Origin of the sequence: Arthrobacter sp. 1088 (genome assembly GCF_031455315.1) — a bacterium.
GTDB lineage: Bacteria > Actinomycetota > Actinomycetes > Actinomycetales > Micrococcaceae > Arthrobacter.
Genome location: NZ_JAVDSM010000002.1, coordinates 120836 through 135856, shown reverse-complemented (window position 1 = coordinate 135856; position 15021 = coordinate 120836). Strand labels below are relative to the sequence as shown.

Below are 15021 nucleotides of genomic sequence, written 5' to 3'. Positions count from 1 at the left end.
AGACTGGAATCGTGGCAAATCCAGCAAGTTACCGGCCCCAGACGGGTGAAATTCCCACCACGCCGGGCGTCTACCGTTTCCGCGACCCCCACGGTCGCGTCATCTACGTGGGCAAAGCCAAGAACCTCCGCTCCAGGCTGAATTCCTACTTTGCGAATCCCTCCGGGCTGCTACCCAAGACGCATGCGATGGTGTATGCCGCGAGCAGCGTGGAGTGGACGGTGGTGGGCAGCGAGCTGGAGTCGCTACAGCTGGAGTACACCTGGATCAAGGAATTCAAGCCGCGTTTCAACGTGGTCTTCAGGGACGACAAGACGTATCCCTACCTGGCCGTCACCATGGGGGAGAAGTACCCCAGGGTGCAGGTCATGCGTGGCGAACGCAAGAAGGGCACCAGGTATTTTGGCCCCTATACCGCGGGCGCTATCCGGGAAACCATGGACACCCTCCTTCGCGTGTTCCCGGTCCGCAGCTGCAGCGCGGGCGTTTTCAAGCGCGCACAAGCCAGTGGGCGCCCTTGCCTTCTTGGCTACATCGACAAATGCGCAGCACCCTGTGTTGGCCGCGTGACGCCGGAGGAGCACCGTGAACTTGCGGAGGACTTCTGCGCCTTCATGGGCGGGGAAACCAAACGCTTCATCAACCGGCTGGAAAAGGATATGGCGGCCGCCGTCGCAGAACTCGACTATGAGCGCGCCGCACGGCTCAGGGACGACATCATCGCTTTGCGCAAGGTCTTCGAACGCAACGCCGTAGTCCTCGCCGAGGATACGGACGCCGACGTCTTCGCGCTGCATGAAGACGAGCTCGAGGCGTCCGTGCAGGTGTTCCACGTCCGCGGCGGCCGGGTCCGTGGACAGCGTGGCTGGGTGGTGGAGAAAGTCGAAGACGCCACGACGCCGGAACTCATCGAGCACCTGCTGCAACAGGTTTACGGGGAAGACAGCGAGGTCCAGGGCCGCATTCCCCGGGAAGTACTCGTTCCGGAGAATCCGAGCAACCACGCCGAGCTGAGTGAATGGCTGGGCGGACTCCGCGGAGCAAAAGTGGATATCCGCGTGCCCCAGCGAGGTGACAAGGCTGCGCTCATGTCAACGGTCCGCGAGAACGCCGAGCAGGCGCTGAAGCTGCACAAGACGCGCCGCGCCGGGGACATCACCGTTCGCTCGCTGGCCCTTCAGGAGCTACAGGAGGCCCTTGAGCTTCCGGTTCCGCTGCTTCGGATCGAATGCTTCGATATCTCGCACGTCCAAGGAACCAACGTGGTGGCGTCCATGGTGGTGGTGGAAGACGGCCTGCCCAAGAAGTCCGATTACCGCAAGTTCTCCATCACGGGAGCGGCGGCAACCGACGACACCGCCGCCATGCACGATGTCTTAACGCGCCGCTTCCGCCACTACCTCACCGACAAGGCCGCCCAGGTGCCCGTCTCCGGTGAAATCATCAATCCAACCCGTGCGGGCACCGCCGCGGCTGCCCCGGGAACTGAAACGCCGCCGTCGGACCCCACCATGCCGGCCCCCAAAGCCAAGTTCGCGTACCCGCCCAACCTGGTGGTGGTGGACGGCGGGCAGCCGCAGGTCAACGCTGCAGCGCGTGCCTTGGCCGGGTTGGGCATCGACGACGTCTACGTGGTTGGCCTGGCAAAGCGCCTTGAAGAGGTCTGGCTCCCCGACAGCGACTTCCCGGTGATCCTTCCCCGGACGTCGCAGGGCCTGTACCTGCTCCAGCGCATCCGCGATGAAGCCCACCGCTTTGCCATCACGTACCACCGGCAAAAGCGCGGCAAGGCCATGACAGTGTCTGCCCTGGACGGCGTTCCGGGCCTGGGAGAAGCCAAACGCAAGGCCTTGGTGGCACATTTTGGGTCCCTCAAGAAGATCAGGGCGGCCAGTGTGGAGGAACTCACCTCCGCCAAGGGCATCGGTCCGGCGTTGGCAGCTGCAGTCGTGCAGCATCTGGGTTCCAGCGAAGACGCAGGTGAAACCGCTCCTGCCATGAACATGACCACCGGCGAAATCCTCGAATCTTAGCTAGGGTAAGAACTTGACCGGTGGCCGCAACTGCGATGCCACCGGTCAGGCCGTAACAACCACTTGTCGAGGAAACGGGGACCACTGATGGATGAGGCAACGGCAGGAGCCGGCGCGGAGCAGGACGGACTAACGCCCGTCAAGCCGGCGGAGGCGGAACTGCTGGTGGTTACCGGCATGTCGGGGGCGGGCCGCAGTACCGCTTCGGACGCCTTGGAGGACCACGGCTGGTACGTTGTGGACAACCTTCCTCCCCAGATGCTTGGCACCCTGGCGGAAATTGTCTCGCACGCGCCCAAATCCATCCCGAAGCTGGCCGTAGTGGTGGATGTCCGAAGCAAGGACCTCTTTACCGACATCCAGACCGCTCTGGGGGCCTTGAGCGCCACCGGCATCACGTTCCGGGTGTTGTTCCTCGATGCCAGCGACGAAGTCCTGGTCCGGCGGTTCGAACAGGGCCGGCGGCCGCATCCGCTGCAGGGCGGGGGACGGATCCTTGACGGAATCGGCATAGAGCGTGAAGTCCTGCGCGAACTGCGGGAGCATGCCGACGTTGTCCTGGACACCAGTGAGTTCAACGTGCACGGCCTTGCAACAGCCATCACTGAATTGTTCAGCGATACCGGACCTGTGACGCTCCGGCTGAATGTCATGAGTTTCGGGTTCAAGTACGGCTTGCCTGTTGACGCCAACTTCGTGGCCGACGCCCGTTTCATTCCCAACCCGCACTGGGTGCCCCAACTTCGTCCCCACACAGGATTGGATGAGGACGTCAGCGACTACGTGCTCTCTGCCGATGGGGTGCAGGATTTTGTCGACCGTTACGTCAAGGCCCTGGAGCCGGTCCTGGACGGTTACCGCCAGGAGAACAAGCACTACGCCACCCTGGCCGTGGGATGCACCGGTGGCAAGCACCGTTCGGTGGCAGTCGCCGTCGAGCTCTCCAAACGCCTCGCGCAATATCCGCGCGTTACCGTGACAACCACCCACCGCGACCTGGGGCGTGAGTAATGGGAGTCCTCACAGGTCCGTTGCCCCTCATCCCGCCAAAGGGCGTTCCGGGCAGCCAGCAAGACAAAAGTCCTTCCGTCGTGGCCCTCGGCGGCGGACACGGACTGGCGGCGTCGCTCTCCGCACTTCGTTTGTTGACGTCGGAATTGACGGCGATCGTCACGGTAGCTGACGACGGCGGCTCCTCCGGGCGTCTGAGGGACGAGTACGGCGTCCTCCCGCCCGGCGACCTGCGGATGGCACTGAGCGCGCTATGCGACGACACCGACTGGGGGCGGACATGGCGGGACGTCATGCAGCACCGCTTCGCTGCCGGCACTGCCAAGGGCGGTTCGCTGGACCACCACGCCATGGGCAACCTGCTCATTGTCACGCTCTGGGAGCTGCTGGGGGATACCGTGGCCGGCCTCAAATGGGCCGGGGCGTTGTTGGGCGCGCGGGGCCAGGTGCTGCCCATGTCCAGTGTTCCCCTGACCATTGAGGGCCAAGCCCGGGTGGAACTGCCCGGCGGTGGATATGAACTGCAGACCGTCAGCGGCCAGGCAAAGTGCGCCGTTGCGGGAAAACTGGACGAAGTGCGGCTGCTGCCCGAGGACGCCCGGGCCTGCACCGAGGCGCTCACCGCGATCGAGCTCGCCGATTGGGTCATCCTCGGACCAGGGTCCTGGTACACCTCGGTATTGCCCCATTTGCTGCTCCCCGAGCTTCGGCAGGCCTTGGGCGATACTGCTGCCAAGCGCTGCCTCACCATGAATCTTGACGTCGAAACCAAGGAAACGTCCGGCATGACGGCGGCCGACCACCTTGATGTCCTTCGACGCTACGCGCCGGAGTTCAGCGTCGACGTCGTACTCGCCGATCCCTCTGCGATCCAGGACCTGAAGGCCTTTGAGAAAGCAGCGGGGATGATCGGTGCGGAGGTCGTGTTGGGTAGAGTAGGGGCTTCGAGGCGCCGCCCTGTCCATGATCCACTGCTCCTGGCAGCGGCGTACCACGATATTTTCGGGAACAGTTAGGAATACACACGCGATGGCACTTACCGCGTCGGTCAAGGACGAACTGTCCCGGCTGGACATCAAGAAATCTTCAGTCCGCAAAGCTGAGGTTTCGGCGATGCTCCGCTTTGCAGGGGGCTTGCATATTATCTCGGGACGAATCGTTATCGAGGCTGAGGTGGACCTGGCTTCCACCGCTCGGCGGCTGCGTGCCGCGATTGCAGAGGTGTACGGGCACCAGAGCGAGATCATCGTGGTTTCAGGTGGCGGCCTGCGCCGGGGGAGCCGCTACGTGGTCAGGGTTGTCCGCGACGGCGAAGCCCTTGCCCGCCAGACAGGTCTGCTGGACGGTCGCGGCCGCCCGGTGCGCGGCCTGCCTTCCGTAGTTGTCAATGGGTCCGCGGCCGATGCGGAAGCCGTCTGGCGCGGAGCTTTCCTTGCCCATGGCTCCCTCACCGAACCGGGTCGTTCGTCGTCCCTGGAAGTAACCTGCCCCGGACCGGAGTCCGCGCTGGCACTGGTGGGTGCCGCTCGCCGTCTGGGCATACAGGCCAAGGCCCGGGAAGTCCGCGGCGTAGACCGCGTGGTCATCCGCGACGGTGACACTATTGCCGCGCTCCTCACCCGGATGGGCGCACATGACGCCCTGATGGTCTGGGAGGAGCGGCGCATGCGCAAGGAAGTCCGGGCTACTGCCAACAGGCTGGCCAACTTTGATGACGCCAACCTGCGCCGCTCGGCGCAGGCCGCCGTAGCGGCCGGCGCCAGGGTTGACCGGGCACTTGAAATCCTGGGCGATGATGTTCCGGACCACCTGAAGTACGCAGGCGAACTCCGGGTCGCCCACAAGCAGGCCAGCCTGGACGAACTGGGCCGCCTTGCCGATCCGCCCATGACCAAGGACGCCATTGCAGGCCGGATCCGTCGCTTGCTCGCGATGGCTGACAAACGCGCGCTTGATCTCGGAATTCCGGGTACGGAAGCAAATGTGACTCCGGAAATGATGGACGAATAGTTCCCGCCCATAGAATCGAGATCGTGTGGAGGAAATACTGCGAGGGCGCGGCGGGTTGTTCCCGTTGGTGGCAGGAGCGGGCTTCTTCCCCAGAGATTTCCGGCTGGCCTGCCGGCCGGATGAACACAACGAGAGTTACCAAACCGGACTTCGGTCCATTACATTGGAGGATTTCGTGACAGAGTACGTTCTGCCCGAGCTCGGCTACGACTACGCAGCTCTTGAGCCGCACATTTCGGCGAAGATCATGGAGCTGCACCACAGCAAGCACCACGCCGCCTACGTTGCAGGTGCCAACAACGCCCTCAAGCAGCTCGCTGAAGCCCGCGAATCGGGCGACTTCGCCAACATCAACCGCCTCTCCAAGGACCTCGCGTTCCACACCGGCGGCCACATCAACCACTCCGTGTTCTGGAACAACATCTCCCCGGACGGCGGCGACAAGCCTGAAGGCGAACTCGCAGCAGCCATCGAGGACGCTTTCGGTTCGTTTGACGCTTTCCGTGCCCAGTTCACCGCTGCCGCACTGGGCCTGCAGGGTTCCGGTTGGGCCTTCCTGGCCTACGAGCCCATCGGTGGCAACCTCGTCATCGAGCAGCTCTACGATCAGCAGGGCAACGTCGCCGTTGGCACCACCCCGCTGCTCATGCTGGACATGTGGGAGCACGCGTTCTACCTGGACTACGTCAACGTCAAGGCTGACTACGTCAAGGCATTCTGGAACATCGCGAACTGGGCAGACGTCGCCAAGCGCTTCGAAGCAGCCCGCGCCAACGCTACGGGCCTCATCGTTCTGTAGCTGGTGAGGCCCGGTTCACGCTGATGTAACAAAAGTCACATTAACGGTGAAATGGGACCAAATACTGGAAAGCCTGCCCCCGCAGTTGCGGGGGCAGGCTTAGTTAAACGTAAGATGGGTCACGGAAGGCGGTTAGCCTTCAGCAACGTGGCTGGTCGCCCTCCGATCTGATAATCACCTCTGCCCAATGACGTGCGGGGTCTGTTAGTTGGAAATATTGATCCGACTCACTAGGCGTGCTTGCAAGAGCACCAAGGAGATTGACACATAGTGACCACCCGTATTGGTATCAACGGCTTCGGCCGCATCGGCCGTAACTACTTCCGCGCAGCACTGGCCCAGGGCGCAGACCTTGAGATCGTCGCAGTCAACGACCTCACCAGCCCCGAGACCCTCGCCCACCTCCTGAAGTACGACTCCGTCGGTGGCCGTCTGACCCAGTCCGTGGAAGTCAAAGAGGGCAACCTCGTTGTTAATGGCGAGTCCATCACGGTTCTTGCTGAACGCGATCCCGCGAACCTTCCCTGGGGCGAGCTCGGTGTTGACATCGTCATCGAATCCACCGGGTTCTTCACCAAGGCAGCAGCTGCGCAGAAGCACATCGACGCCGGCGCCAAGAAGGTGCTCATCTCGGCACCTGCCAGCGATGAAGACATCACCATCGTCATGGGCGTGAACCACGAGCTCTACGATCCTGCGGCACACCACATCATTTCCAACGCATCCTGCACCACCAACTGCCTTGGGCCGCTGGCCAAGGTAGTCAACGACGCCTTCGGCATCGAGCGTGGCCTGATGACCACGGTCCACGCCTACACGGCCGACCAGAACCTGCAGGACGGCCCCCACGGAGACCTCCGCCGTGCGCGCGCTGCCGCCATCAACATGGTTCCTACCTCCACCGGTGCCGCAAAGGCCATCGGCCTGGTCCTGCCGGAGCTCAAGGGCAAGCTGGATGGCTATGCGATCCGCGTCCCGGTCCCCACCGGTTCCGCCACGGACCTCACGGTCACTGTTTCCCGCGAAGTTACGGTTCAGGAAGTTAATGCCGCGGTCAAGGCCGCTGCTGAGTCCGATCAGTTCGCCGGGATCCTGAGCTACACGGATGCCCCTATCGTCTCCTCGGACATCGTCGGCGACCCCGCTTCCTCGATCTTCGACTCCGGCCTGACCAAGGTCATCGGCAACCAGGTCAAGGTTGTTTCCTGGTATGACAACGAGTGGGGCTACTCCAACCGCCTCGTCGACCTCACGGAGCTCGTCGCATCCAAGCTGGGCTAGGGTAGACACATGACATCTCACACCCTCAACGAACTCATCGCTGAAGGTGTCCGCGGGCGGTACATTCTGGTCAGAAGTGACCTTAATGTGCCGCTCGACGGCTCTACAGTGACCGACGACGGCCGCATCAAGGCCTCCCTCCCGGTCCTTAAGAAGCTCTCGGACGCCGGTGCCCGTGTGCTCGTAACCGCCCACCTCGGCCGCCCCAAAGGGGCCCCTGAGGAAAAGTACTCTTTGAAGCCCGCAGCAGCCCGCCTCGCGGAACTTGCGGACTTCAACGTCCAATTGGCTGCCGACACAGTGGGTGACTCCGCCAAGGAGTTGGCAGCCGCACTGCAGGACGGCGAAGTACTCATCTTGGAAAACGTCCGCTTTGACGCCCGCGAGACCAGCAAGGACGACGCCGAGCGCGGCGCATTCGCTGACGAGCTGGTTGCCCTGACGGGCGACAACGGCGCGTTCGTGGATGACGCCTTCGGCGCAGTCCACCGCAAGCACGCCAGCGTTTACGACGTCGCAACGCGGCTGCCGTCTTACCTCGGCGACCTCGTGCACACCGAGGTGGAAGTTCTCCGGAAGCTCACCGCGGACACCCAGAGGCCTTACGTCGTTGTCCTGGGCGGTTCCAAAGTCTCGGACAAGCTGGCAGTCATCGACAACCTTCTTGGCAAGGCAGATACCATCCTGGTTGGTGGCGGCATGCTGTTCACCTTCCTGGCCGCCGAAGGCCACAAGGTTGCCGGCAGCCTCCTGGAAGAAGACCAGATTCCGGTGGTCCAGGACTACCTCAAGCGCGCGGCTGATGCCGGTACTTCGTTCGTGATTCCCACGGACGTTGTGGTTGCAAGCCGTTTCGCGGCGGATGCCGAGCATGAAGTCGTCCGGGCGGATGCCATTGAGGAAAGCTCCTTTGGGGCCACCGGCATCGGGCTGGACATTGGGCCCGAATCCGCGTCTGCATTTGCAGCGCAGATTGAAGGAGCCAAGACCGTCTTCTGGAACGGCCCCATGGGCGTCTTCGAATTCGAAGCATTCTCCAGCGGCACGCGGGCTATCGCGCAGGCACTCACCGACACTGTGGCCTTCACAGTGGTCGGTGGCGGCGACTCCGCCGCAGCAGTAAGGACCCTCGGCTTCGAGGATTCCCAGTTTGGCCACATCTCTACCGGTGGCGGGGCAAGCCTGGAATACCTTGAAGGCAAGGAACTTCCAGGCCTCAGCGTCCTGGACCGCTAAACAGCAATCCGGCCGGCAGGACGCCCACGCGTCCTGCCGGCTGTTTCCATTTATCAACGCATTCTTGGAGTTCATGTGACTACCTCTGCCAACGGCAACTTTGTCCGAAAGCCCTTCATCGCAGGCAACTGGAAGATGAACATGGACCATGTCCAGGGCATCACCTTGCTACAGAAGCTCGCCTGGACCCTCTCTGACGCCAAGCATGATTACAACCGTGTAGAGGTTGCCGTCTTCCCTCCGTTCACTGATCTCCGCGGCGTGCAGACGCTTGTGCAGGGCGACGAACTTGACGTTGTTTACGGCGGACAGGATCTGTCCCAGTTCGACTCCGGAGCCTATACCGGTGACATCTCCGGACAGTTCCTCAGCAAGCTGGGCTGCACCTACGTACTGGTAGGGCACAGTGAACGCCGGACCATCCACAACGAGTCCGACGACGTCCTGAACGCAAAGGTCAAAGCCGCGTTCCGCCACGGTGTCACACCGGTCCTTTGTGTCGGTGAAGGCCTCGAAATCCGTCAGGCCGGAACGCACGTGGAGCACACGCTGGCGCAGCTGCGCGCCGGTGTCGAAGGCCTCACTCCGGAACAGGCCGCTGAGCTTGTGGTCGCCTATGAGCCTGTGTGGGCTATCGGAACAGGTGAAGTTGCAGGTCCGGACGACGCACAGGAAATGTGTGCAGCTATCCGCGCCGAACTTGCCAAGCTCTTCGACGAGGGCGTAGCTGAGAAGACGCGCCTTCTGTACGGAGGCTCCGTCAAGGCCAACAACGCTGCCGCCATCATGGCGGAAAACGATGTTGACGGCCTGCTTGTGGGTGGCGCCAGTTTGGACCCAGCTGAGTTTGCTAACATTGTCAGGTTCGAGAGCCACCTCGTCACGGACTAGTCCGGCTCCCGATTTCCGCTTCTTCGAAAGGCCGTCGTGGACGTTCTTCATGTCATTCTGCAGATCCTGCTGGGCGTAACCAGCCTTCTGCTGACGCTGCTCATTCTTCTCCACAAGGGACGTGGAGGCGGTTTGTCCGACATGTTCGGTGGGGGCATGAGCTCCGGATTGAGCTCCTCCGGTGTCGCTGAGCGGAACCTGAACCGCTTCACCATCATTCTTGGCGTTACCTGGGGAGTCGTCATCATCGGCCTTGGCCTGATCATGCGCTTCACTTCGGGTGGCGATTCTTAAAAGTTCGTGTGGGAAGGCTCCTGCAAGGGAGCCTTCCCGTCACTTCCGGATCATTCGGCACCAAACACCAGTGCCGCCGTCGTACCCCTCGCATTAGACTGGCCCTGTTGGCCGTAAGGCCTACGGGCCGTGACGGCCAACCACCGAGTCGCTAGGGGTTCGAAAATGGTTCATGGCACGCCTGGTTACCGGGGCACCCGTGTTGGTGTGGCACTGGGATCTGCCCCTCGACATCAAAGCGACCACGGCGATGGAGAACAACTGCCGCGTATTCGTGTCCCATATTGGTGCGCCAAGGGACACGAGACGCGGCTTGTTTTTCTTAAGCTGCCGGACGAACAAATACCTAAGACTTGGGACTGCCCCAAATGCGGCCTTGTGGCATCCAGAGACCCGGGCCAGGTTACGGAAGCCCGGCCGGACGACGACCTGTTCAAGTCCCACCTGGATTACGTTAAAGAACGACGCTCCAGCCAGGACGCCGAAATCGTCCTGGCTGGAGCGTTGGAGCGGTTACGAGCCCGCGGGGTCCTTCCGGACCAACTGCTGGGGGACACGTGACGCAGCGTTCTCGTCAATGAGCCACAGGGTCCTGGAGCGCCCCACGGGGCCCGCTGCGGGGACCTGAACAGGATTGGCACCTGCCAAGGCAAGGCCCACAGCACCGGCCTTGTCTTCACCCGCTACGACCATCCAGATTTCCTGCGCCGTGTTGATGGCGGGCAAGGTCAGGGAAATGCGCGACGGCGGCGGCTTGGGTGAGTTTTCAACGCCCACCACTGTCCGGTTCTTCTCCCTGATGGCAGCCTGTTCCGGGAAGAGGGACGCGACATGGGCGTCCGGACCTACACCGAGCAGGAGTACGTCGAACCGAGGAAGGACACCGGGCTCCTCCGGGCGGGTATCGGACATGTCAGCTGCGTGCTCTGCCTCAGCTGCTGCCTTCAGCCTGTCGGCATAGTCAGCCGCAGCGTCGTCAGCTGAAACGAACTCGTCCGAGGAACCGGGCTCGTGGACCCGGGCAGGGTCAACCGGCAGGTGAGCGAGCAGGGCCTGATGTGCCTGGCGGGTGTTGCGGTCATCGCTGTCTGCTGCGACAAAGCGCTCATCACCCCACCAGAAGTTCACCTTTGACCAGTCGACAGCTGGTGCCGCGGCCGAGTCCGCCACCGCTTTCAGGGTGCCGATCCCGACAGTTCCTCCTGTCAGGACCACCGTGGCCTCACCGTGCTTGTCCTGGACATCCACAAGCTTGGTGATAAGGCGGGCCGCAATGGCCGCCATGAGCACCTTGGAATCGGGGTGGATGCTTACTCTGGGCTCAGCGTGCACTGGTCTGGACTCTCCTCTGACTGGTTAATGGCAGTCCCATCGTAATCACTTCACCGAAGACTTCGTCGGGGTCCAGCCGGCGGAGTTCTTCGGCGAGGCAATCCTTCAGGCTGCGTCGGGGGAGGGTGATGCGCTGCGCGGGCTGACCCGGCTGCGTTAGCTCTGCCACGGACAATCCCGGGCGGAAAAGCTGAACGTCACCGCTGGCACGCGTCATGCGGACGCGGCGGATTCCCGTACCGGCCGGATCGGCAACGATCGTTACGGGCGCCTGCAGGGCAAGGCTCAACCAGGCTGCCAGTAGCAGGGTACTCGGAGAGTCCGAAGCACCTTCCACCGCAACGGCCGAGACAGGATCGCCGTCCACTTGGTCGAACACGGCAGCAAGCTGCATGCGCCAGTTCGTCAGGCGGGTCCATGCGAGATCGGTGTCGCCTGCCTTGTAAGTCCGCCGAATGTTCTCCAGCGCCTGGGCGGGGTCGGGCTCATTCGCGGAGTCCGTGATGCGACGGTGTGCAATACGACCGATGGACGTCTCGCAGGCACTTTCCGGTGCGCCGTGGGGCCACCACGCCACAATCGGTGCGTCCGGAAGCAGGAGGCCTGATACCAGGGACTCGCTTTCGTGGGCCATGTGGCCGAATCCCCGGAGAACGATGACTTCGGAAGCACCGGCGTCGCCGCCAACGCGGATCTGCGCGTCGAGGCGGTCCGGTGCTTCTGCCCCGGCATCGGCAAGCACGATGATGCGGCAGGGGTGTTCGCGGCTGGCCTCGTTGGCTGCCTCGATGGCGTCTTCTTCCTGTCCGGACTTCGTGACGACCACCAGGGTCAGGACCCGGCCCAGGGCGATCACGCCGCCCTGTTCCCGCAGGGACATGATCTTTTTGGAGATCTTGGAGGTGGTTGTGTCGGGAAGATCTACGATCATGGCCTTCTCCAGGTTCGTCCGTCGCGGGCCAGGAGCTCATCGGCTGAAGCCGGCCCCCAGCTGCCCGGTGCATAGGGTTGCGGTTGTTCGTCCAGGCCCGCCCAGTACTCTTCGAACGGGTCCAGGATCTTCCAGGACAGCTCAACTTCCTGATGGCGCGGGAACAGCGGCGGTTCGCCCAGGAGTACGTCCAGGATGAGCCGTTCGTAGGCTTCGGGGCTGGACTCGGTAAACGAGTGGCCGTAGCCGAAGTCCATCGTGACGTCGCGGACCTCCATTTGCGTGCCCGGGACTTTGGAACCGAAACGGATCGTGGCGCCCTCATCAGGCTGGACACGGATCACCACGGCGTTCTGGCCGAAGTCGTCATCGTTGTGATCCCGGAACAGCAGGTTGGGCGCACGCTTGAAGACAACCGCAATTTCGGTCACGCGGCGGCCCAGGCGCTTCCCGGCACGTAGATAGAACGGCACCCCGGCCCAGCGGCGCGTGTTGATATCCACACGGATCGCGGCGTACGTTTCGGTTTTGGAATCAGCAGGAATGCCGTCCTCGTCCAGGTAGCCAAGGACTTCCTCGCCACCCTGCCAGCCGCCGGTGAACTGTCCGCGGGCGGAGTGGGTGGAGAGGTCATCCGGCAGCTTGACGGCGGCCAGGACCTTTTCCTTCTCGGCCCGCAGGTCATCGGCGTTGAAGGAAATGGGCTCCTCCATTGCCGTAAGCGCCAGCAGTTGCAGCAAGTGGTTCTGGATGACGTCGCGGGCAGCACCCACGCCGTCGTAATAGCCTGCGCGGCCACCCGTGCCGATGTCCTCGGCCATGGTGATCTGGACGTGGTCAACGTAGTTGGCGTTCCAGAGGGGCTCGAACAGCTGGTTCGCGAAGCGCAGCGCCAGGATGTTCTGGACCGTCTCCTTGCCGAGGTAATGGTCGATCCGGAACACCGCATCCTGCGGGAACACAGACTCCACGATGTCGTTCAGCTGACGGGCAGACTCGAGGTCGTGGCCGAACGGCTTTTCGATAACTACACGCCGCCATTGCCCGGGCTTCGCTTGGGCCAGGCCATGCTTGGACAGCTGGCGACAGACCTGCTCGAACGCCTTGGGCGGGATGGAGAGGTAGAAGCCGTGGTTGCCACGCGTGCCGCGGGTTTCATCCAGTTCCTCCAACACGTCGCCGAGGCGCTCAAAGGCGTCGTCGTCGTCGAATTCGCCCTGAACGAAGCGGATGCCCGAAGCCAACTGTTCCCAGACAGCTTCGTCAAACTTGGTCCGTGCATGGGCCTTGACGTTCTCCTTCACCTCTGCGGCGAAGTCGGCGTTATCCCACTCACGGCGTCCGAATCCAACCAAGGCAAAGCTGGGCGGAAGCAGGCCGCGGTTCGCGAGGTCATAGACCGCTGGCATGAGTTTCTTACGGGCGAGGTCCCCGGTGACTCCGAAGAACACCAACGACGACGGCCCGGCGATGCGGTTCAGGCGCCGGTCCCGCGGATCCCGCAAGGGATTCCGCAGGCCGGCGTTCTTCCTGCCGTTTTCAGTTTCTGGCATGTTTGGTTTTGTGCCTTAGCTTTCGAGTGCGCTGGCCTGGCCGGCCAGAGCAGCGACGACTTCCTGGAGTTGGGCTACGCCGGCAGCACGCTCGGTGAGGTGCAAGCGCAACACAGGACGGCCATGGCCTTCCAGGACCTGGGCATCCCCGGAGGCCTGTGCAGCAATGAGCTCCCCGAATGTGAAGGGGCGGTCCGGGATTTCCAGATCCAGGGACGACGCTGCGGTGATCTGGAGGAACACACCAATAGCCGGACCGCCCTTGTGGAATTGTCCCGTGGAATGCAGGAACCGCGGACCCCATCCGAACGTCACCGGACGGCGGGAGACTGCGGCGAGTTCGTCGCGGATGCCTTCAAGGGGTGCGTGGGAGATGCGGTCCAGGTAAGCCTGGACACTGAGGTAGCCATCCGTGCCGAGCTGGGCCAGAAGGGCCTGCACGGCTTCAGGTGTCGTGGACGCACTACCGAGCCAATCTCCGCCGCGAACCTCTACGACGCCGTCAGTGAAAGCCGCGGGCGTGGGCTCAGGGCGGGCATCCAGAAGGCCGCGCGCGGCCACCTTGGCAGCCTCGACGTCGGGCTGGTCAAACGGGTTAATGCCCAGGAGGCGTCCAGCTACGGCGGTGGCGAATTCCCAGAGGAACATCTGGGAAGCGAGACCACCAGCGATGGCTACTTCGTTTTCACGAAGTTCGACGTCGGCGTCCGCGCTGACCAGCCGGACCACCAGGACATCCTCGGCCCCGTTGAGGGCCTCGGGGGAATCAGGTCCTGCAACAACAGGCAACACACCCGTGCCCAGCTTGCCCGTGGATTCAGCGATGAGCTGCTCGGCCCAGTCGGCGAAGCCGACGATGCCGGAACCATCCTCGGCAATGACGATCTTGTTGCGCAGAGGATTGGTACCACCCAGGGCAATGCCCAAAGCAAGACCAATGTTGTCCTCCGAATCCTCATTGAGGATCTCGGCAGCCTCCTCAGCCTCGTCCAGGAAAGCCTGGATGTCCACGCCAGCAAGGCCACACGGGACAAGCCCGAACGCCGTGAGCGCAGAGAACCGGCCGCCGACGTTGGGATCGGCGTTGAAGACTGCACGGTAGCCGGCTTCGCGGGAAGCCTTGTCCAGCGGAGAACCCGGATCAGTGACGATGATGATCCGGCTCTTTGCATCGATACCGGCGTCGTTGAACGCCTTCTCGAACACCCTGCGCTGGGAGTCAGTCTCAACGGTTGAACCTGACTTGGAGGAAACCACAATCGCGGTCTGCGCCAACCGGTCCGTCAAAGCAGCGTTGACCTGCTCAGGGTCTGTGCTGTCCAGCACAGTCAGCTCGACACCGGCGGTGCCGGCAATGACCTCGGGAGCCAAGGAGGAGCCGCCCATGCCACAGAGGACAATACGGGAGACGCCCTCGGCGCGGAGAGCATCGCGAAGTTCGAGAATGCTCTCCACCAAAGGTTGCGATACGGCGGCAGCCTCAACCCAGCCCATGCGGATGGCCGACTCGGACTCCGCTTCAGGACCCCACAGCGTATGGTCTTTGGCGAAAATCCGTGTGGCGACCTTGTCGTCTACCAGGCTGGAGATGTTCTGGGCGATGGCCTGCTGCGCGGCACCGCTGGCGTCGTAGCTGATTGTGCTCATGGT

14 protein-coding genes are annotated in these 15021 nt (G+C 62.8%); 10 read left to right on the top strand and 4 right to left on the bottom strand.

The features are described 5' to 3' along the window. Positions 1 to 11: 11 nt before the first annotated feature. The 10 genes from uvrC to J2Y41_RS03540 all read left to right on the top strand — a co-directional run bounded on the left by uvrC (position 12) and on the right by J2Y41_RS03540 (position 10116). A complete protein-coding gene (gene uvrC / locus J2Y41_RS03585) occupies positions 12 to 2033 on the top strand; it encodes an excinuclease ABC subunit UvrC (RefSeq protein WP_309926192.1) in 2022 nt (673 codons plus the stop codon). 87 nt (positions 2034 to 2120) lie between these two features. Then, positions 2121 to 3044: an RNase adapter RapZ gene (rapZ, locus tag J2Y41_RS03580; RefSeq protein WP_224164358.1), complete on the top strand. Its 924-nt coding sequence runs from the start codon at positions 2121 to 2123 to the stop codon at positions 3042 to 3044. Continuing rightward, the gene (gene yvcK, locus J2Y41_RS03575) at positions 3044 to 4060 is read left to right on the top strand and encodes a uridine diphosphate-N-acetylglucosamine-binding protein YvcK (protein WP_309926190.1); all 1017 of its coding nucleotides are present in this window, start codon (positions 3044 to 3046) and stop codon (positions 4058 to 4060) included. Before rapZ ends, yvcK begins: the two co-directional genes overlap by 1 nt. Before the next feature lie 13 nt (positions 4061 to 4073). Next, positions 4074 to 5054, top strand: coding sequence for a DNA-binding protein WhiA (gene whiA, locus J2Y41_RS03570; protein WP_018777554.1), 981 nt, complete (start codon positions 4074 to 4076; stop codon positions 5052 to 5054). Positions 5055 to 5229: 175 nt separating this feature from the next. Continuing rightward, positions 5230 to 5853 (top strand): superoxide dismutase, encoded by a 624-nt coding sequence (locus J2Y41_RS03565; RefSeq protein ID WP_216925790.1) that lies wholly within the window; start codon positions 5230 to 5232, stop codon positions 5851 to 5853. A gap of 270 nt (positions 5854 to 6123) precedes the next feature. Continuing rightward, positions 6124 to 7134, top strand: coding sequence for a type I glyceraldehyde-3-phosphate dehydrogenase (gene gap, locus J2Y41_RS03560; RefSeq protein ID WP_224090226.1), 1011 nt, complete (start codon positions 6124 to 6126; stop codon positions 7132 to 7134). A gap of 9 nt (positions 7135 to 7143) precedes the next feature. Then, the gene (locus J2Y41_RS03555; protein WP_224164359.1) at positions 7144 to 8370 is read left to right on the top strand and encodes a phosphoglycerate kinase; all 1227 of its coding nucleotides are present in this window, start codon (positions 7144 to 7146) and stop codon (positions 8368 to 8370) included. A gap of 75 nt (positions 8371 to 8445) precedes the next feature. Beyond that, positions 8446 to 9261, top strand: coding sequence for a triose-phosphate isomerase (gene tpiA / locus J2Y41_RS03550; protein ID WP_224164360.1), 816 nt, complete (start codon positions 8446 to 8448; stop codon positions 9259 to 9261). 36 nt (positions 9262 to 9297) lie between these two features. Continuing rightward, positions 9298 to 9555: a preprotein translocase subunit SecG gene (secG, locus tag J2Y41_RS03545; protein WP_216925786.1), complete on the top strand. Its 258-nt coding sequence runs from the start codon at positions 9298 to 9300 to the stop codon at positions 9553 to 9555. 165 nt (positions 9556 to 9720) lie between these two features. Beyond that, positions 9721 to 10116: an RNA polymerase-binding protein RbpA gene (locus J2Y41_RS03540; RefSeq protein WP_224090228.1), complete on the top strand. Its 396-nt coding sequence runs from the start codon at positions 9721 to 9723 to the stop codon at positions 10114 to 10116. Here J2Y41_RS03540 and pgl read toward each other — a convergent pair. The 4 genes from pgl to J2Y41_RS03520 are packed head-to-tail and all read right to left on the bottom strand — an operon-like array spanning position 10069 to position 15018. Then, positions 10069 to 10887, bottom strand: coding sequence for a 6-phosphogluconolactonase (pgl, locus tag J2Y41_RS03535; protein ID WP_309926184.1), 819 nt, complete (start codon positions 10885 to 10887; stop codon positions 10069 to 10071). The two genes, J2Y41_RS03540 and pgl, sit on opposite strands and share 48 nt — an antisense overlap. Further along, complete coding sequence (locus tag J2Y41_RS03530; protein ID WP_224090231.1) at positions 10877 to 11818, bottom strand: glucose-6-phosphate dehydrogenase assembly protein OpcA; 942 nt, start codon at positions 11816 to 11818, stop codon at positions 10877 to 10879. The genes pgl and J2Y41_RS03530 overlap by 11 nt, the downstream gene beginning before the upstream one ends. Further along, positions 11815 to 13371 (bottom strand): glucose-6-phosphate dehydrogenase, encoded by a 1557-nt coding sequence (zwf, locus tag J2Y41_RS03525; RefSeq protein WP_224090233.1) that lies wholly within the window; start codon positions 13369 to 13371, stop codon positions 11815 to 11817. Before zwf ends, J2Y41_RS03530 begins: the two co-directional genes overlap by 4 nt. A gap of 15 nt (positions 13372 to 13386) precedes the next feature. Then, positions 13387 to 15018, bottom strand: a complete 1632-nt coding sequence (locus tag J2Y41_RS03520) for a glucose-6-phosphate isomerase (protein ID WP_309926180.1) — start codon at positions 15016 to 15018, stop codon at positions 13387 to 13389. Between the last annotated feature and the right edge of the window lie 3 nt (positions 15019 to 15021).

What these genes read in the sequence shown, in the direction of transcription:
- rapZ (WP_224164358.1), top strand. Translation starts at nt 2,121, where the DNA reads ATGGATGAGGCAACGGCAGGAGCCGGCGCGGAGCAGGACGGACTAACG.
- yvcK (WP_309926190.1), top strand. Translation starts at nt 3,044, where the DNA reads ATGGGAGTCCTCACAGGTCCGTTGCCCCTCATCCCGCCAAAGGGCGTT.
- whiA (WP_018777554.1), top strand. Translation starts at nt 4,074, where the DNA reads ATGGCACTTACCGCGTCGGTCAAGGACGAACTGTCCCGGCTGGACATC.
- J2Y41_RS03555 (WP_224164359.1), top strand. Translation starts at nt 7,144, where the DNA reads ATGACATCTCACACCCTCAACGAACTCATCGCTGAAGGTGTCCGCGGG.
- J2Y41_RS03540 (WP_224090228.1), top strand. Translation starts at nt 9,721, where the DNA reads ATGGTTCATGGCACGCCTGGTTACCGGGGCACCCGTGTTGGTGTGGCA.
- J2Y41_RS03530 (WP_224090231.1), bottom strand. Translation starts at nt 11,818, where the DNA reads ATGATCGTAGATCTTCCCGACACAACCACCTCCAAGATCTCCAAAAAG.
- zwf (WP_224090233.1), bottom strand. Translation starts at nt 13,371, where the DNA reads ATGCCAGAAACTGAAAACGGCAGGAAGAACGCCGGCCTGCGGAATCCC.
- J2Y41_RS03520 (WP_309926180.1), bottom strand. Translation starts at nt 15,018, where the DNA reads ATGAGCACAATCAGCTACGACGCCAGCGGTGCCGCGCAGCAGGCCATC.